This is a genomic window from Pedobacter aquatilis (genome assembly GCF_032678405.1).
GTDB lineage: Bacteria > Bacteroidota > Bacteroidia > Sphingobacteriales > Sphingobacteriaceae > Pedobacter > Pedobacter aquatilis_A.
Map to the genome: position 1 here is coordinate 193,175 of NZ_JAVTSJ010000004.1, position 18,118 is coordinate 211,292.

At 36.9% G+C, this 18,118-nt stretch carries 13 protein-coding genes; 9 read left to right on the top strand and 4 right to left on the bottom strand.

The features are described 5' to 3' along the window. Positions 1-2 precede the first annotated feature (2 nt). From R2R71_RS12400 to R2R71_RS12415, 4 genes are all read left to right on the top strand, one after another. Positions 3-2,381, top strand: a complete 2,379-nt coding sequence (locus tag R2R71_RS12400) for an endonuclease MutS2 (RefSeq protein ID WP_316831589.1) — start codon at positions 3-5, stop codon at positions 2,379-2,381. 67 nt (positions 2,382-2,448) lie between these two features. Next, entirely contained in the window at positions 2,449-3,534 is a 1,086-nt protein-coding gene (locus R2R71_RS12405; protein ID WP_316831590.1) for a PQQ-dependent sugar dehydrogenase, read from the top strand. A gap of 309 nt (positions 3,535-3,843) precedes the next feature. Then, positions 3,844-4,557 carry a CoA transferase subunit A gene (locus R2R71_RS12410; protein ID WP_316831591.1) on the top strand — a complete coding sequence of 238 codons (714 nt, stop codon included), beginning with the start codon at positions 3,844-3,846 and terminating at the stop codon, positions 4,555-4,557. Positions 4,558-4,606: 49 nt separating this feature from the next. Continuing rightward, positions 4,607-5,269, top strand: coding sequence for a CoA transferase subunit B (locus R2R71_RS12415; protein ID WP_316831592.1), 663 nt, complete (start codon positions 4,607-4,609; stop codon positions 5,267-5,269). A 32-nt stretch (positions 5,270-5,301) separates the two neighbouring features. Here R2R71_RS12415 and R2R71_RS12420 read toward each other — a convergent pair whose 3' ends face one another. Together R2R71_RS12420 and R2R71_RS12425 are read right to left on the bottom strand one after the other, a co-directional pair. Continuing rightward, positions 5,302-5,943, bottom strand: coding sequence for a uridine kinase (locus R2R71_RS12420; protein ID WP_316831857.1), 642 nt, complete (start codon positions 5,941-5,943; stop codon positions 5,302-5,304). Then, positions 5,936-7,453 (bottom strand): LysM peptidoglycan-binding domain-containing protein, encoded by a 1,518-nt coding sequence (locus tag R2R71_RS12425; RefSeq protein ID WP_316831593.1) that lies wholly within the window; start codon positions 7,451-7,453, stop codon positions 5,936-5,938. Before R2R71_RS12425 ends, R2R71_RS12420 begins: the two co-directional genes overlap by 8 nt. A 281-nt stretch (positions 7,454-7,734) precedes the next feature. Between R2R71_RS12425 and R2R71_RS12430 the strand changes: the two genes are divergently transcribed. The 3 genes from R2R71_RS12430 to R2R71_RS12440 all read left to right on the top strand — a co-directional run bounded on the left by R2R71_RS12430 (position 7,735) and on the right by R2R71_RS12440 (position 12,611). Next, entirely contained in the window at positions 7,735-8,214 is a 480-nt protein-coding gene (locus R2R71_RS12430) for a DNA starvation/stationary phase protection protein (RefSeq protein WP_316831594.1), read from the top strand. 97 nt (positions 8,215-8,311) lie between these two features. Further along, positions 8,312-10,147, top strand: coding sequence for a UbiD family decarboxylase (locus R2R71_RS12435; protein ID WP_316831595.1), 1,836 nt, complete (start codon positions 8,312-8,314; stop codon positions 10,145-10,147). Between the two features lie 52 nt (positions 10,148-10,199). Further along, positions 10,200-12,611 (top strand): hypothetical protein, encoded by a 2,412-nt coding sequence (locus R2R71_RS12440; protein ID WP_316831596.1) that lies wholly within the window; start codon positions 10,200-10,202, stop codon positions 12,609-12,611. A 50-nt stretch (positions 12,612-12,661) separates the two neighbouring features. Here the strand turns inward: R2R71_RS12440 and R2R71_RS12445 are convergent, their stop codons facing one another. Then, positions 12,662-14,179, bottom strand: a complete 1,518-nt coding sequence (locus tag R2R71_RS12445) for a hypothetical protein (protein ID WP_316831597.1) — start codon at positions 14,177-14,179, stop codon at positions 12,662-12,664. Between the two features lie 25 nt (positions 14,180-14,204). Next, complete coding sequence (locus R2R71_RS12450) at positions 14,205-15,206, bottom strand: hypothetical protein (protein WP_316831598.1); 1,002 nt, start codon at positions 15,204-15,206, stop codon at positions 14,205-14,207. Between the two features lie 183 nt (positions 15,207-15,389). On the opposite strand from R2R71_RS12450, the gene proS reads away from it, so the two are divergent. Beyond that, positions 15,390-16,862, top strand: coding sequence for a proline--tRNA ligase (gene proS / locus R2R71_RS12455; protein WP_316831599.1), 1,473 nt, complete (start codon positions 15,390-15,392; stop codon positions 16,860-16,862). 107 nt (positions 16,863-16,969) lie between these two features. Next, the gene (locus R2R71_RS12460; RefSeq protein ID WP_316831600.1) at positions 16,970-18,109 is read left to right on the top strand and encodes a cystathionine gamma-synthase; all 1,140 of its coding nucleotides are present in this window, start codon (positions 16,970-16,972) and stop codon (positions 18,107-18,109) included. Positions 18,110-18,118 lie beyond the last annotated feature (9 nt).

Below are 18,118 nucleotides of genomic sequence, written 5' to 3' on the forward strand. Positions count from 1 at the left end.
GTATGTTATATCCCGAAAATTGTTTAGAGCGTTTAGGCTTTGTAGAAATCAGGCAGTTGATTAGTAAACATTGTTTGAGTCCGATGGGACAAACTATGGTGCAAAAGATGCAGGTAATGAACCGTTTTGACCAGATTGGTAAGTTTCTGCGCCAAACCAGTGAATTTAAAAGCATAATACAAAACCAGGAACCTTTACAGATCAATACTTTTTTTGATATTAAATCGCTTGTAGAGAAGATACGGGTAGAAGGTACTTATCTCCAGGAAGAAGAATGGTTTCAGATTTATACCTCTTTACACACTGTTTTTTCAGTGCTACGTTTTTTCGAAGAAAGGGCTGAGGTTTATCCTACACTTGAGGCCTTATTTGAACATTTACCGATTGAAAGAAATATCCTTCGCAAAATTGAAAATGTAATTGATGCCAAAGGAAAAATAAAGCCTAATGCTTCAAAAGAACTACAGGAAATAACTGCGGCCATCTCAAAAGCAGAGCAGGATGTGCGTAAACGTATGGATTTCATTTATAAGCAAGCCATTGCAAATAATTGGGTTGCCGATGGCAGTTTAACCATCAGGGATGGAAGAATGTGTATTCCTGTTTTAGCTGAAAATAAAAGAAAACTAAAAGGTTTTGTACATGATGAATCGGCCACAGGCCAAACTGTTTACATTGAACCTGAAGAGGTTTTTACCCTTAATAATAAATTACGCGATTTAGAATTTGATAAACGCCGTGAGATTATTAAGATTCTGATAGCTTTAACCGATGAATTGCGGCCATATTCTCCTTTGTTGTTATCTTATCATGGTTTTTTAACAAAGCTTGATTTTGTAAGGGCAAAAGCAATGTTCGCTATTGATATTGAAGCAGAAATGCCTGGCCTATTAAAGGAGCCCAAAAGTAAATTAATAAATGCCCGCCATCCTTTATTAATGCTTTCACTTGCTGCCGAACAAAAAACGGTAACCCCATTAAATATTCATATTGATACGGAAACGCGTATTGTTCTGGTTTCAGGCCCAAATGCGGGCGGTAAATCTGTTTGTATGAAAACCGTAGGCTTACTTCAGATAATGCTACAAACCGGGTTACTAATTCCTGTTGATGCGAATAGTGAGGTTGGGATTTTTGAAAATATTTTCGCAGATATTGGTGATGACCAGTCGATAGAGAGCGATTTAAGTACTTACAGCGCCCATTTGAAAAAGATGCGCTATTTTGTTGAGCACGCATCGCCTAAAACCATGGTTCTGATTGATGAGTTTGGAACTGGAACTGACCCGCAATTTGGTGGGCCAATGGCCGAAGCTGTGCTGGAAGTGTTAAATAACAAAAAGGTTAGGGGTGTAATCACAACACACTATTCTAATCTTAAACTTTTCGCCGGTAACACGCCTGGTTTAGAAAATGCTTCAATGCTTTTCGATAATTCCAAAATGAAGCCCCTGTACATTTTAGAAATGGGGAAACCTGGTAGTTCTTATGCCTTCGAAATTGCGCAGAATATAGGCTTGCCGAAAGAAGTTATTCAACTTGCTAGGGAGAAAACAGGCGCAAATCAAAATAGGGTAGATACCATGCTAGTTGATTTGGAGCGGGAAAAAAAGGTGATATACGATGCCAAAGTTAGTTTGGCTAATCAGCAAAATAAAGCAAAAAATCTGGTTGCTGAGAATGAAAAACTCAGGGCTTTTCTTGATGAAAACCGTCGCGTATTAATTAAAGAAGCTAAGCAGGAAGCACAGAATATTATCAAAAATGCTAATAAGCTTGTAGAAAATACCATTGCTGAGATTAAAGAAAAGCAAGCTGACAAAGTTGCAACAAAAGAGTTAAGGCAGAATTTGCAAAAGGAACTAGTGAAAAATACCATTCCGAAAGAAAAGCCAAAACCTCAGCCGGTTGTAGTTGGAGGGGAAATAGCTGTTGGCGATTGGGTAAAATTTACGGATAGCGAAACAACTGCAACTGTTTTGGAAATTAACCGTAATGAATTGGTTTTAGCAATTGGCGATTTACGTTCTACCGTAAAGAAAAACCGTGTTCAGAAAATCAGTAACCGTGAGGCTAAAAAAGTGGCCCAAAGTAGTGGAGGTTCTTTTGCCGGAAGAATGAATGAAGCAGTATCTGATTTTAGGGCAGAGATGGATTTACGCGGAAAGCGAACAGAAGATGCTTTGTTTGAGGTTGAAAGATATCTTGATAGGGCCATTATGCTGGGTTTCCCTTCAATAAAATTAATTCATGGTAAAGGCGATGGTATTTTGAGAAAGATGATTCGCGAATACCTTAAAAAATATAGCCAGGTAAGCCGTATGGAAGATGAGCATCCTGATCGGGGCGGGGATGGCATTACTTATGTTTATTTAAATTAATCTTCTCATCAGTAATTTTTCTGAAACTATATTTTTGTAACGTTGTTATAATTAAAACGTTACGATTATGAAAGCAACTTTTACCTGTCTTGTTGTACTCCTGCTGTTTACAACCTGCAAAAAAAATAGTGATAGTAATGATACCGGGAACTTGCCTGATGTAGAACTAAAAAACAAAGTAGTCGTTTCAGGATTAAGGTTTCCCTGGGGGATGGTGTATGGCCCTGATAATTTTATATGGTATACAGAAAGAGGTGGGAAAATTAGCCGGTTAAATCCTTCAACTGGTCAGATTTCAGCCTTACTTACCATTTCCGAAGTTCGCGAAAATGGAGAAGGTGGTTTATTGGGCATTGCTTTAAATCCTGATTTTACAACTAATCCATGGGTTTTTGTTGCTTATAATTACGGCAGTAGTTACAAAGAGAAAATAGTAAGGTATACGTATACCGGCGGTGCACTAACAAGTCCAATAACAATTATAGATAATATTGGAGCTTCTTCAATCCATAATGGTTCAAGGTTACTGATCTCCGGAGGAAAGCTTTTTATTTCCACTGGCGATGCTTCTGACCAAAGTACGCCGCAAAATGTTAATTCCACATCGGGGAAAATTTTACGTGTGAATTTAGACGGAACAATTCCTTCCGATAATCCTTATGCAAATAATCCGGTTTGGTCTTATGGACATCGCAATCCACAAGGTTTGGTACAGGTAGGAAATAAAATATTTTCATCTGAACATGGTCCGGATTCTGATGATGAAATTAATATTATCGAAAAAGGAAGGAATTATGGATGGCCTAATATTAAAGGTTTCTGTGATGAGTCTGGTGAACAATCATTTTGCAGTTCTAATAATATTGCAACACCATTAATTGCCTGGACACCAACCATAGCCCCAAGTGGCGTTGCCTATTATAATTCAGATTATATTCCTCAATTTAAAAACTCTTTATTACTTGCGGTATTAAAAAATACCAAACTCATGCAGCTCAAACTAGATGATGCACAAACAAAAATTGCAGGAACAAAAGATTTTTTTGTAAATACCTATGGTAGGATGAGAGATGTTTGTATATCGCCCGAAGGGAAAATTTATGTTTGTACCAGTAATGGCAGCGACGATAAAATTATAGAAATTTCTAAATAACTTACTTTTTTAAGTTACCGGGACACTTTTTACAGCGCTTGCCTTTTTTATATTTTTTACAGCATTTTTTGTGCTCAGCGGTACAGCTGAAAATAAAACCCATGCCCTTTTGAAATTCAGGGTCTGTAGGTATTATGAAATCCACGTTATCTCTTTCGTTAAACATCTGAGTACAAAGTTACTGTTATTTAGATTAATTCCAACTAATTGTTTTAGCAGTATGATATTATTTTAACATTCCTTTTGTATTTATGTTTTAAAAAGCTGTCTGCTTTCATTAATTTAGAGGCCTAACCAAAAATTCATAAAATGATAAATAAAGTTGTATCAGGAGCTGAAGAAGCTATCCACGATATACCTGATGGGGCTACCATTATGCTTGGCGGGTTTGGCTTGTGCGGTATTCCGGAAAACTGTATTAATGCCCTTGTGCATAAGAAAACAAAAAATCTTACTTGTATTTCCAATAATGCCGGAGTTGATGATTTTGGTATCGGACTGATGTTAAAACAGCGGCAGGTTAAAAAAATGATATCTTCTTATGTTGGAGAGAATGCGGAGTTTGAGCGTCAGCTTTTGAGTGGCGAATTGGAAGTAGATCTGATTCCGCAAGGAACACTTGCAACCAGGTGTTTAGCAGCCGGTTATGGGATGCCCGCAATTTTTACACCAGCTGGTGTCGGAACTGAAGTAGCCGAAGGCAAAGAGATCAGAAATTTTGATGGAAAAGATTACCTGATGGAGTATGCATTTGATGCGGATTATGCCATTGTTAAAGCCTGGAAAGGAGATACTGCCGGAAACCTTATTTTTCGCTCAACAAGCCGTAATTTTAATCCGATAATGGCTATGGCAGGTAAAATAACCATTGCTGAAGTTGAAGAACTGGTAGAAGCAGGAAATCTTGATCCGGATTATATCCATACTCCAGGAATTTATGTTCATAGAATTTTTCAGGGTAAAAATTATGAGAAGCGAATTGAACAAAGAACGGTAAGAAAAAACATTAGTACGGCGATTTAATAGCTGATAGCTAAAATTCAAACATTTTCTAATTCCTAATTCAATAATAATGGCATTTTCAAAAGAAGAAATCGCACAACGTATAGCTAAAGAAATAAAAGATGGGTATTATGTAAACCTTGGTATTGGAATTCCAACCCTGGTAGCAAACTACATACCCGATAATATAAATATTGTATTGCAATCAGAAAACGGTTTGCTGGGTATGGGGCCATTTCCTTTTGAGGGAGCCGAAGACGCTGATTTAATCAATGCAGGAAAACAGACGATAACAACATTGCCAGGTTCATCGATATTTGATTCTGCGATGAGTTTTGGAATGATCAGGGCACAAAAAGTTGATTTGACAATACTTGGTGCAATGGAAGTTTCTGAAAACGGTGATATAGCCAACTGGAAAATTCCCGGAAAAATGGTTAAAGGAATGGGAGGGGCGATGGATTTGGTGGCATCAGCAAAAAATATAATTGTTGCCATGCAGCACATTAACAAAGCTGGAGAAAGCAAGCTCCTGCCAAAATGTACGCTGCCGTTAACTGGAGTAAGGTGTATTAAAAAAATAGTAACTGAACTGGCAGTTTTGGATGTTTTACCAGAAGGCGGATTTAAACTTTTAGAACGTGCACCTGGTGTTAGCGTCGATTTTATTAAGCAATCAACTTTAGGCCGATTAATTGTTGAGGGTGAAATACCCGAGATGAATCTGAATTAATAAAAAAGGGGAAGCTTTAAACTTCCCCTTTTTTATGTGTCTGCCAGTACCCGATGCCTTAAATTGTCAGATATTGTTTCTGTAACTGCAATAATCTCATCTGGTTCATTAGTGTTATTAATTACGATTTCATGGCATTTGTCTTTATAAGGCAAAAGATATTCCTTGTACGCAGGTAAAACATGGTTATGCCATTTATAAAGAACATCTTCCTCAGGATAACCGCGTTCCAAACCATCACGTTTTATACGTCGGTCTAAAGCAACCTGCTCATCAGCATCAACAAAAATCATATGGTCAAGCAATGCTGCAATCTCTTTAAAATGAAGAATAAATAAACCTTCAACGATAATGATTGGCGCCGATTTAATTTCAAGGATTTTAACAACGGCCAAAGGGTTATTAAAATTGTATTCTTTTTTATAAACAACTTCTCCTGCTATCAACTGTTTAATGTCTTTCAAAAACTGCTGACTGTCAATTGTTGATGGCAAGTCGAAATTATAAAGCTTGTTCTCTTCCTGGGTCATTTCTCCCGCAGGAATGTAATAATCATCCTGCGACACCAAAGTAACTTCATCTTGTTTAAAGTGATGAAGAAAGCAGTTTAAAAAGAAGGTTTTACCCGAACCGCTTCCCCCGGCAATTCCAATTATAAATGGTTTTTTATTCAAGCTCATGCACACCGTACGTTAAATTGCAAAAAAATCTTTTGTCTAAGGCACCTAAAGAATCGGCAACTGCCTTAGTCATTACAATTATAACATCTTTTGTAGATTCGTTTTCAGTAAATTTACCAACAACCTTTGCCAATGCAGTACGGTTGGTCATCGGATTTGTTAATTTTATAATGGTTCCTATAGGTGCCGTGCGATGTAAAACAAGCATTTTTGTTGCATCTAAATCAGCATCTGCTATCGAAACAGCAGTACCTTTTTCTTCAACCTGGTTTAAGCCATACCTGCTTGGTGCGCCACGAAGTTTAGGATCTTTAAATGAAGTACTATCCGGATTGTTTTCCTGCTCCTGTTTTGATAAATCATTAACCGATTTAGGTTCAGGTGGTTTAGGGATAATCAATTTCTGCCCTGCAGTTATAGTATTGTCGTTCAATTTATTTGCCGTTCTTATTTGGTAGGCTGTTAAATTAAACTTCTTGGCAATATTAAAAATCGACTCTCCACTTCCTGCCGTGTAAATAAAACTCTCCTCTTTTGCTGGTTCTTTAACAGCAACTTGCTCGGTTTTTTCGGTTTGTTTAGGGATTTCTACAGCAATATCAGATGGCATTTTTAAAACCTGTCCGGTTGATAAATTATTATCTGAAAGATTATTGAGCTTCCTGATCTGATAAGCTGTTATACCGTATTGTTTGGCAATGGTGAAAATGCTTTCGCCTTTTTTTACCGTATATGTGCCTGGCGCATCTTTAACCTCACTCGTAGCTGCAATGGTTGTTTCAGCTGTAGTTACCACCTTATCTTCTTCAATATTTTTTGTTGCCGGGATTTTTAACTTCTGCCCAATCCTGAGGTTATTTCCTGATAAATTATTAGCTTTTTTTATTTCCTCAACGGTAGTGCCATATTTTTCAGCAATCTTCCCTAAAAATTCTTTTGGTTGAACAGCATGCTCAATCATTGTTGCGTTTGCAGCCTCTGCTGTTTGCTCAACTGCTTTTGGTTGTTCTTTTGTTGCTGGTGTAGTAGTTACAGCTGGTGCAGTTTCACCATTTTTTACAGGTATTTTTAAAACCTGACCGATGCTTAGGTTGCTGCTTGTTAAATTATTTATAGCCTTAAGCTCATTAATGGTGGTGCCATATTTTTCGGCAAGCATGTTTAAATTATCCTTAGGCTTTACAATATGTTCGCTAACATTTGCAGGTGCGCTTGCTGTTTGCTGTGTTGCAGTTCCTGTAGCGGCAAAGGGGATATTGGTCGGAACTTTGATTATTACACCAATCTGTAGGTATTTATTATCGTTAAAGGCCATAATTTCTTTCGGCGGAACATTGTATCTTCTTCCGATAGAATAATAGGTGTCTTTTGCAGCTGTTTGATGAACGATTAATTTTTTGCCGTTATTGTTTTCCACTCCAATGGAGTCGATTACTGCGTTTGCTTTTGCACTTGCAGCATTTAATGCAAGTAAAACCATCGCAGTTAAGCCTATTTTATACATTTATTTTTATCTAAATTTTTATGAGGGGTAGCAATTATACGAATAATATTATAAAACCAACAGACTTCCGAACGGCAATTTTTAAGGTTTTTATAACGATTTTGGTATAGTTGAATCCGTATTTTATTAATTAACAAATACTTGCATCAGAAGCTCTTTATGCAAGTACCTTTATTAAACGATAAGATAAATAAGGTATTGTTTAAATTAAATTTTGCCTGAAACTTTTACCCGCTATAGTTGTTATGATGGCGTATATTTACTATTAAAATTTTAATAAAATGGACGCTAAAGAAATAAGCTTAAACGAAAAAGAAGTTAAACCAGTTGTCGATCTTTTAAATGATTATCTGGCAAATTACCATATTCATTATCAGAAACTAAGGGGCTGCCATTGGAATATTAAGGGGCAAAACTTTTTTACTTTACACATCAAGTTTGAAGAATTATACACCAATGCGCAATTAACGATTGATGAGATTGCCGAACGTGTTTTAACACTGGGTAAACCACCGCATAGCCGTTTTGCCGATTACATTAAAGAATCGCAAATTAAGGAAATTGATACCATAGGTTTAAAAGATTTAGATATGGTTGATGCAATTTTAGACGATATGGCAGTACTGATAGAACTGGAAAGGGAAATTTTAGATGCAACTGCTAATGCAGGCGATGACGGATCGAATGATATGGTTAATCGCTTTATGCAGTTTAAAGAAAAGAATACCTGGATGCTGCGCTCTTTTGCAGGGAAAAAATAAAATCTTAAGATTGTAAAAAGCCGTAGATACACAGAATTAAAAAGCTGTATCTGCGGCTTTTTTGTTTTACAGAATTACTAAATATATATCTTTGGGGATGGCATATAAAAGTTTGGCAGCGTGTGTTAATGATTTAGAAAAACACGGTCATTTAATCAGAATTAAAGAAGAGGTAGATCCGTATTTAGAAATGGCAGCCATTCATTTACGCGTTTATGAAAATAGTGGGCCTGCTATCTTATTTGAAAAAGTGAAGGGAAGCCCGTTTCCTGCGGTTTCAAATCTGTTTGGCACATTAGAACGTTCGAAATTTATTTTCAGAGATACCTTACCAAAAGTTCAGCAATTGGTTTCTTTGCGCAACGACCCAATGAAGGCACTGAAAAATCCCTTTAAATATGCCGGCTCTGCGCTATCTGCTTTATCTGCCTTACCTTTAAAAACGCCATCAGCAAAATATAAATTCTTAAAAACTTCTATTAGTAAATTGCCCCAAATTGTAAACTGGCCAATGGATGGCGGTCCCTTTGTAACTATGCCTCAGGTTTACACAGAAGATATTGAAAAACCTGGTGTGTTAAATGCAAACCTTGGTATGTACCGGATTCAGCTCGGTGGAAATGAATACATACAAGATAAAGAAATCGGCCTTCATTACCAGATTCACCGTGGGATTGGCGTACATCAATCGAAAGCGAATGCATTAGGCCAACCGCTAAAGGTGAGTATTTTTGTTGGTGGTCCTCCATCGCATCCTTTAGCTGCAGTTATGCCTTTACCCGAAGGCTTATCTGAAATGACCTTTGCAGGCGCATTGGGCGACAGAAGATTCAGGTATTTTTATGATGATGAAGGTTTTTGTATTTCAGCTGATGCAGATTTTATCATCACAGGAACAGTTTATCCTAATGAAAACAAACCAGAAGGCCCATTTGGCGATCACTTAGGGTATTATAGCTTAACACACCCTTTTCCATTGATGAAAGTGCATAATGTTTATCATAAAAAGGATGCAATCTGGTCTTTTACAGTTGTAGGCCGACCTCCGCAAGAGGATACCAGTTTTGGTGCTTTAATACATGAAATCACCGGTTCGGCAATTCCTCAGGAAATTCATGGCTTAAAAGAGGTTCATGCAGTAGATGCTGCTGGTGTTCATCCATTATTGTTTGCCATCGGGAGTGAACGTTATACGCCTTATCTTAAGGAAAGAAAACCACAGGAAATTTTAACTATCGCCAACCACATTTTAGGAAAGAATCAGTTAAGTCTGGCCAAATACCTGTTCATCGCAGCCAAAGAAGATGATGAAAATTTAAATACCCATAATATCGCTGGGTTTTTACAGCATATATTAGAACGTATAGATTTTAAAACCGATTTACATTTTTATACCAATACAACTATTGATACATTAGACTATAGTGGTGATGGTTTAAACAGTGGTTCTAAAGTTGTATTTGCAGCGGCCGGTGATAAAAAAAGGATACTTTGGGATAAACTTCCTGATGGATTAAACTTTCCTAACGCATTTAAAAATGCTAAAATAGCTTTACCGGGAGTTTTTGCATTGCAGGCAGAAAACTATATAAGTGAAGAAAAAACTGCCGCCGAAATAGCGTTATTAAATCTTGCTTTAATAGATGTTGATTTAGCAGGTTTACCATTAATTGTACTTTGCGACGATGCTAATTTTACAGCTGAAAACATTAATAACCTTGTTTGGATTGCGTTCACTCGCAGTAATCCGGCTGCTGATATTTATGGTATTAACGATTTTACAATTAACAAACATTGGGGATGTAAAGGTTCATTAATAATTGATGCACGTAAAAAGCCTCACCATGCACCTGAACTGATAAAAGATGCAATTATAGAAGCCAGAATAGATGAAATGGGGGAAACTGGAGGTTCACTTTTTGGTGTAATTTAGTTTGAAATTTTAAATAATATCCTGACTTTTAAGTATTAACCAAGTCTTATTAATGCTTAAAAAAAATGTCTTTATTCTTATTTTAACTATCGCTATTTGCTGCAAACTCAAAGCCCAGGTTAATAAAACGGATAGTATTGCTTTAGTACTTGAACACTATTCGCAATTAAATAAGTCTTCAACGTTGTTTATTCATTTTGATAAGAATGTTTATACAAATAACGATCAGGTTTGGTTTACGGGATATATGCTTAAAAGCATTGTAGATATAGATCAATATAATACTTTATACCTTTCCCTGGTAAGCACAGCTGATAGTTCGGTTGCATTGCAGCGCAAGTTTTTAATGGATAAGGGTTTTGCCTTTGGTAATTTTACCTTGCCTGATTCATTGCCGGGTGGCAATTATAGATTTGTAGCGAACGCTAATATTAAATTGAACGGCAAGATAAGTCCTGAATTTATTCAGCCGGTCACCATAAAATCAACTACCATAAATCCCTTATTAACAAATCTGTCGCTTTTTAAAGCCAATGATCAACAAACGGGAAATGGAACAGTATTATTAAAGGTACTTACTAGTGATAACCACTTTGTTAGCGATGCGGAGGTAAATTATACAGTTGGAAAGAGTAATCAGATTTTAAAGACCGGTAAAGCGAAAACCAGTGTTATTGGAGAAGTTATGATAGATTACCCGGCCGGTAAAATTTCAAAAGATAATAATCTGATAACGGTTGCTGTTAAAAAAGATAAATATATACGGTACGGAAAATTTGAAATTCCTGTCGAAAGTGAGCCGCAATATCAAGTTAATTTTTATCCTGAAGGTGGCTACATGATTTCAGGCCTTGAGAATAAAATAGGGTGGGAGGTTAAGGATCTTGAAAATACATCAATTCGTGCTCAGGCTATAATTTTTTCTGGAAACAAGGCATTGGATACGATTTATACCAATTCTTCGGGCATAGGAAGTTTTATGTTTAAACCCATTGCCAATCAAAAATATGTAGTCAGGCTATCAAAGGAAAAGGAACTTATTGGTAATTACGAACTACCAAATAGTTTAAACAGTGGCGTAAACATCAAATTTAATTCAGCGCTAGGCGATAATGGACTTAGGTTGGTTGTTGAAAGTAATGGAAATAATAAAACACATTTAATTGTTCATAATTATGAGCAGATATTTCTATCAACCGAATTGCAACTGGCAAAGGAAAAACCTCTAAGGGTTTTGCTAAAGCTTGATTCTGTTCCAACCGGGATAAATATAATCACACTTCTTGATAGTTTATATCGGCCAGTTGCCGAGCGTATATTTTTTGCACATTACAATAATCTAAATCAATTACTGATTAAAATGGATAAAGAAGAATATGCTGTGAGAGATACTGTGAAGCTTGATTTGAAAATATTAAATAAACAAGATGAACAATTAAAAGGGCTCGTTTCAATCGCTGTAGTACAGGGAAACAGAATCAATCTTACTAACAAAAAGAATATTGTAGATTATAATTACCTCGAAAATATTCTAGGCCTTTTACCTCCTAATTCATCGGGTACAAAATATAATGATTTGGCCTATTTGGATGATCTTCTGCTGATAAAGGGATGGAGAAAATATAAATGGCCTGAACAAAGTGACATCAATTTACCCCTTGAAAATAAGGTTACAGAATTAGAATACTCCGGTACGGTAACCAAAGGTAAAAGGCCTTTAAAAGTGCCTTTAGCCATTAATACAATAGCAGGAAGCAATGTTAATTCTATTAATACTGATAGCTTAGGTCGATTTATTTTGCCTTACCAGACAATAATAAGTGAAGAGAAAACCAAAGTCTGGCTTAATCTGAATGATAAGGATTTTCAGGATTTTAACATTAAAATTAATGATCCTTTTGATGATGTTAAATTGGCTTTAAAAAATCTTTCATATCAAAATGAATCGAAGAAAATGGGTGTTTTAGCTTCTGACAACATTAATATAACATCCTTAGCGGGAATAAGACTTAATGAAGTGACGATAAAAAAAACAAAAGATAATAATATCAATTTTACATCTTTTGGTCGTAATGCTTGTGGTGATTATGTATGTCAGTATGGTATTCTTAATTGCCAGAACCATTCTTCAGGGACATTGCCTGTGAAAGGTAAAACATACATTGTTAACGGGCAAAGAGTATCTTATCAAGGTTGTTTAGAAAATATTGCTAAACCAAATTTTCTTGTATTGAATGGTATCAATTACCCGAAAGAATTCTATGTTTCGGATATAAAAAATACCAATGAGCCCATAAATTTTGCAACTATCTATTGGGATTATCAAACAGTAATTAATGAAACCGGAGAAACACCATTAAAATTTACAACTGGTGATTTAACCGGTGAATTTAAAATTATAATACAAGGAGTAACAGATAAAGGGCCGGTTTACGGAGAGAAAAACATTAGTATTAGAAAATAAAAAAGTCCCGGCAAATTTGCCGGGACTTTTAGTTTGATATCAATGCTTTATTAGAATCTTACTCCAAAAGTTAAAAAAACATTATCTACAGAGTTTTTAAGGTTCGCTGTAGGGCCTGCACCTGTAAAGCTATAATCAGGATAATCAGATGAAATTGTGTAAGGTGAATTAGTAGAATCCCATTTGGTATGTCTGTAAGTTACATCTAAATAATAATTGTCAAAACGATAACCTAAACCTCCGCTGTAAGCCTGAGTTGTAAAATCAAGGTTTTTATACGGAGAACCTGAATAAGAATAGCCACCGCGTACCATGAAATTATTTACAACTTTTAATTCTACCCCAGCTCTGTAATTAAAGTTTCCTTTATAAAGTGCAGCAATGTCGCGGTTGGTATTAGTTTCTTCACTCGCATATGCAGAAGAAAAATGGATACTGCTGTAATCAACATACTCAACATCAGCAGTAATTAACCCGCTGTTACCAAAAATATATGCAGCTCCACCATTAACCCTGTAAGGAGACCTTAAATTATATTCTGAATTATAGGTTGACAGAGGGTTTGTATATTCCGGAATGGTCGTGCCATTTGCTCTTTTATAAGCTGTATTTAAGTTTTCAGAATAATTATCTGTTAAGCTATACCAGGTAGGTGTAATGAAACTTAAACCTAACCTAAACTCGTTAACAGGTTTGTAAATCAAACCGATTTTAGCATTTATACCATTTCCTTTGGTTTGCTGGATCGAATTATAATTTAACCTGTATGTGCCATTAACAAAGTCTGTTGGTTGACCAGCATATGTTAAATTACTTCCTGTTTCAGTGTATGCTAAATCTGAGGTATAATTAATATTTGTTAAACCTAACGACAATCCTAAATATAATTTGTTACCATAATTTCCAGCCATCCCAATATTTACTTCAGATTGTGAACCAGACCTGATAATTGAATTTTGTTGATTGTTATTTAACGCTGTTGTCGGAAAATATCCAGCCGGATCATACTCAATTAAATAATTATCATAAGCCATTTTCTCCAATGAACCAGAAGCGAGGCTGCCAGTAGGCGTAGTACCCGCTAAATTAGCAAAGTAATCAGCCATCGAGCTTTTAGTGTTTCTTCCGGCATAAGTAATTGTAGAATTAAAATTGTTGGTTTTATTATAGCCGATACCAAAGTTTAAACTTACCCAACCATTATCTAAATCAGAACCTTTGGGTTTATTTATTGGAGAATAAAAAACAACACCTACCTGATTTATACCTGCTTTACTTTTTTTGTCAGATAAATTGTTACCCAGATATTCTGAGCCAACTTTAGCGTTATTGAATTCTGGTGTAAAAGTGAATTCAGATTTAGTGAAAAATCCTAAGCCGGCAGGATTCCCCGATAGCGAGCTGATATCACCACCTAAAGCAGTTTGAGCTCCACCTAAACCTCTAAATCTCGCTGTTGCACCTAATTCTGGTTGAGAAAAACGTAGCACATCGCTTGTGTATTGGGCATATAAAGAATTGCTGGCAAGAACTATTCCTGCCACAATAAATATTGATCTTAGTTTCATGTTATAGAATGTGTGTATGTGCTAATTATCTTCCTCCACCTCTTGTTGGTCTGCCGCCGCCGCCACCACCGCCGCCGCCTCCAGAACTAGAACCGCCACCGCTGCTTCCTGATGACTGTGGAGGAGGGCTATAGCTGCTACGCTCAGGTCTGCTGAAAGTTTGCGGTTGTGTTTGTTGCGTCTGTGGCCTGAAACTATCATCACGCGATGGTCTTGAGCTTACGTTGGTCGGACGATTAACCGTTGAACCATTGTTGCCGTTTGAATACCTTTCTGGTCTGCCCGAATTATTAGTTGAAATTACTGGTCTTCCATAATTTCCACTTATAGGCGCTGTTCTTGAACCGTTTGCACCATAGGCACCACGGTTATCTCCATCACGGTTAGGTCTTGATCTGTTATTGCTGTTAGTGTAAACGCCGCCACCATAGTAGCCACCTCCGTAACCATAACCACCGCCATAAAATCCACCTCCCCATCCGAAGCGATCATAATAAGAGTATGGTCCCCAAAGTCCGAAACCACCTGAATACCAGTACGGATTATATCCGAAATAACCATAGTTGTATGGGTTATTCCACATACTGCCATAACCATAATAACCACCCCAGCCGCCTAAACCAAAACCATTACTCCAGTTTAAACCATATCCTAAATAATTGTTAAAACCATAACTATTATAACCAAATCCACTACCATAACTGTTGCCATAGTAATAATTGTCATAATAAGGGTCATAATATCCTCTAAAACTACTTCCATTATAGAAGCGGTTAATACGTGAAGAGTAGTCCATATCGTAATATGGGTTACTTGTTCCGTAATATTCGTCGTATTCCTGATCGCCCTGAGCATATTGTTGTTGTTGCTGAGGCGCAGGTGCAACGTATTCAACCGCCCTGGCCTTTGCCACGGTATTGTACACGTCATCACCAGAATTGTTCTGAGCCAATTTTGATGTAGAGCATGATGCAACCAACCCGGCGGCCGCAATCATTACAATGGGTAAAAATTTAATTGGTTTCATTGTGTTTATATTTAGTTGTGTGTGTCAAAAAAATAAATAGGATATTTTGAATCCCGAAAATGAAAGTTTAGCGTTTATAAAATTAATGCTTTCAGTTGATAATCGTTTTGTAGGCATAAATTTATAAATTTGTGGCTAAATTTCACATTATTTAACATACAATTTACGTTCCAAATACATAACATGAGCAAAGAAATTACAAGCCGAGAAGCAGATTACTCCCAATGGTACAACGATATCGTAATTAAAGCCGATTTAGCAGAACACTCTGCAGTACGTGGATGTATGGTTATTAAGCCTAATGGCTATGCAATATGGGAAAAAATGCAGGCCGTATTGGATAAAATGTTTAAAGATACCGGGCACCAGAATGCTTATTTCCCTTTGTTCATCCCTAAGTCATTTTTTTCTAAGGAAGCTTCTCACGTTGAAGGCTTTGCAACAGAGTGTGCCGTTGTGACACACTATCGTCTAAAAAACGATGGTAACGGAAATATTGTGGTAGATGAAGCTGCAAAACTTGAAGAAGAACTGATTGTTCGCCCAACTTCCGAAACAATTATCTGGAATACCTACAAGGGATGGATTCAGTCTTATCGCGATTTGCCGATTTTAATTAATCAATGGGCAAATGTGGTTCGATGGGAAATGCGTACCAGGTTGTTTCTGCGCACCGCAGAATTTTTATGGCAAGAGGGTCACACCGCTCATGCCACATCTGAAGAGGCTATAGAAGAAACTGAACGTATGCTTCATATTTATGCTGATTTTGTTGAAAACTGGTTGGCAGTACCTGTTGTAAGGGGACGTAAATCACCTAATGAAAGATTTGCGGGCGCTTTGGATACCTACTGTATTGAAGCCCTAATGCAGGATGGAAAAGCATTGCAGGCAGGTACCTCACACTTTTTAGGACAAAACTTTGCAAAGGCCTTCGATGTTAAGTTTACAGGTAAAGATGGTAAGTTAGATCATGTTTGGGCTACTTCATGGGGCGTTTCAACACGTTTAATGGGCGCACTAATCATGGCACATAGTGATGATTCAGGATTGGTGCTTCCGCCAAAACTGGCACCAGTTCAGGTTGTAATTGTTCCTATCTATAAAAATGACGAGGATTTGGCTAAAATAACTGCCTATGTAAACGAACTTAGTATGCGTTTAAAAGGTTTCGGTATATCAGTTAAGTATGATGACAGGGATACGCAACGCCCTGGTTTTAAATTTGCTGATTACGAAATGAAGGGCGTTCCTGTTCGTATCGCAATCGGAGGACGTGATATTGAAAATAAAACAGTAGAAATTGCCCGCAGGGATACCAAAACCAAGCAAACTGTTCCGCAAGAAGGTTTGGATATTTACATCGCCAAGTTATTGGAAGAAATCCAGCAGGCAATGTTTGATAAAGCCCTGGCTTATCGTGATGAGCATATTACCGAAGCGAACAGTTACGAAGAATTTAAAACACTTCTTGATGGTAAAGCTGGCTTTATCTCGGCACATTGGGATGGAACTCCTGAAACTGAACAAAAAATTAAAGAGGAAACAAAAGCTACAATCCGTTGTATTCCCTTAGACAATAAGCTTGAAGATGGTGTTTGTATTTACTCAGGCAAGCCTTCAACGCAACGTGTGTTATTTGCAAGGGCATATTAATTAGATGGAAAATAGAAAAGGTAAAATGGAGGATGTAACAGATATTCAAAATCTTATCTTAATACTAACATCTTGATGCTAATATCTTGATACTTGATACTAAAAAAATGAAATTCGCAACAAAAGCTATACATGCAGGTCAGGAACCTGATCCAACAACTGGTGCCGTAATGACACCCATTTATCAAACATCAACTTACTGGCAAAAATCGCCGGGAGATAATAAGGGTTATGAATATTCAAGAGGAACAAACCCTACGCGTAAGGCGCTGGAAGATTGCCTTGCTGCCTTGGAAAACGCTAAATATGGTTTAGCTTTTTCAAGTGGAATGGGGGCAACCGATGCCGTTTTGAAATTATTACAGCCAGGCGATGAGGTGATTACCGGAAACGATTTGTACGGTGGTTCATACCGGATTTTTACTAAAATTTTCACAAAATATGGTATCAAGTTTCATTTTTTAGATTTATCGAAGCCTGAAAACATGCTTCCTTATATCAATGATAAAACAAAACTGGTATGGATAGAAACACCAACCAATCCAACCATGCAGATTATTGATATAGCTGGCGTAGCGAAGATTACAAAAGAAAAGAATCTTATTTTAACTGTTGATAATACTTTTGCATCGCCATATTTGCAAAATCCGATCGATTTAGGTGCTGATATTGTAATGCATTCGGTAACCAAATATATTGGAGGTCATTCTGATGTGGTTATGGGAGCACTTGTTACTAACAATGAAGCCCTGTATAAAGAACTTTGGTTTGTATATAATGCCTGTGGCGCAACGCCGGGTCCTCAGGATGCTTTCCTGGTTTTAAGAGGGATAAAAACCCTGCACTTACGCATGAAAGCGCATTGTGAGAACGGTGAAAAAATTGCTCATTACCTGAAGAATCATCCTAAGGTTGATAAAATTTACTGGCCTGGTTTCGAAGATCATCCAAATCACGATATAGCGAAAAAACAGATGCGTGGTTTTGGCGGTATGATTTCAATTACTTTGAAGGGAGCCGATTTGCAGGAAACTTTTAGGATCTCATCTAATTTTAAGGTGTTTACACTTGCTGAATCCTTAGGTGGTGTAGAGTCTTTAATTAACCATCCTGCAACAATGACACATGGTTCAATCCCTAAAGAAGAACGCGAAAAGGTTGGTGTTACCGATAATTTACTACGCCTAAGTGTTGGTGTGGAAGATGTAGATGATTTACTTGAAGACCTGGAAAACGCTTTAAAATAAAATAATTAA

What these genes read in the sequence shown, in the direction of transcription:
- R2R71_RS12460 (WP_316831600.1), top strand. Translation starts at nt 16,970, where the DNA reads ATGAAATTCGCAACAAAAGCTATACATGCAGGTCAGGAACCTGATCCA.
- R2R71_RS12435 (WP_316831595.1), top strand. Translation starts at nt 8,312, where the DNA reads ATGGCATATAAAAGTTTGGCAGCGTGTGTTAATGATTTAGAAAAACAC.
- R2R71_RS12405 (WP_316831590.1), top strand. Translation starts at nt 2,449, where the DNA reads ATGAAAGCAACTTTTACCTGTCTTGTTGTACTCCTGCTGTTTACAACC.
- R2R71_RS12410 (WP_316831591.1), top strand. Translation starts at nt 3,844, where the DNA reads ATGATAAATAAAGTTGTATCAGGAGCTGAAGAAGCTATCCACGATATA.
- R2R71_RS12400 (WP_316831589.1), top strand. Translation starts at nt 3, where the DNA reads ATGTTATATCCCGAAAATTGTTTAGAGCGTTTAGGCTTTGTAGAAATC.
- R2R71_RS12415 (WP_316831592.1), top strand. Translation starts at nt 4,607, where the DNA reads ATGGCATTTTCAAAAGAAGAAATCGCACAACGTATAGCTAAAGAAATA.
- proS (WP_316831599.1), top strand. Translation starts at nt 15,390, where the DNA reads ATGAGCAAAGAAATTACAAGCCGAGAAGCAGATTACTCCCAATGGTAC.
- R2R71_RS12430 (WP_316831594.1), top strand. Translation starts at nt 7,735, where the DNA reads ATGGACGCTAAAGAAATAAGCTTAAACGAAAAAGAAGTTAAACCAGTT.
- R2R71_RS12425 (WP_316831593.1), bottom strand. Translation starts at nt 7,453, where the DNA reads ATGTATAAAATAGGCTTAACTGCGATGGTTTTACTTGCATTAAATGCT.
- R2R71_RS12440 (WP_316831596.1), top strand. Translation starts at nt 10,200, where the DNA reads ATGCTTAAAAAAAATGTCTTTATTCTTATTTTAACTATCGCTATTTGC.
- R2R71_RS12450 (WP_316831598.1), bottom strand. Translation starts at nt 15,206, where the DNA reads ATGAAACCAATTAAATTTTTACCCATTGTAATGATTGCGGCCGCCGGG.
- R2R71_RS12445 (WP_316831597.1), bottom strand. Translation starts at nt 14,179, where the DNA reads ATGAAACTAAGATCAATATTTATTGTGGCAGGAATAGTTCTTGCCAGC.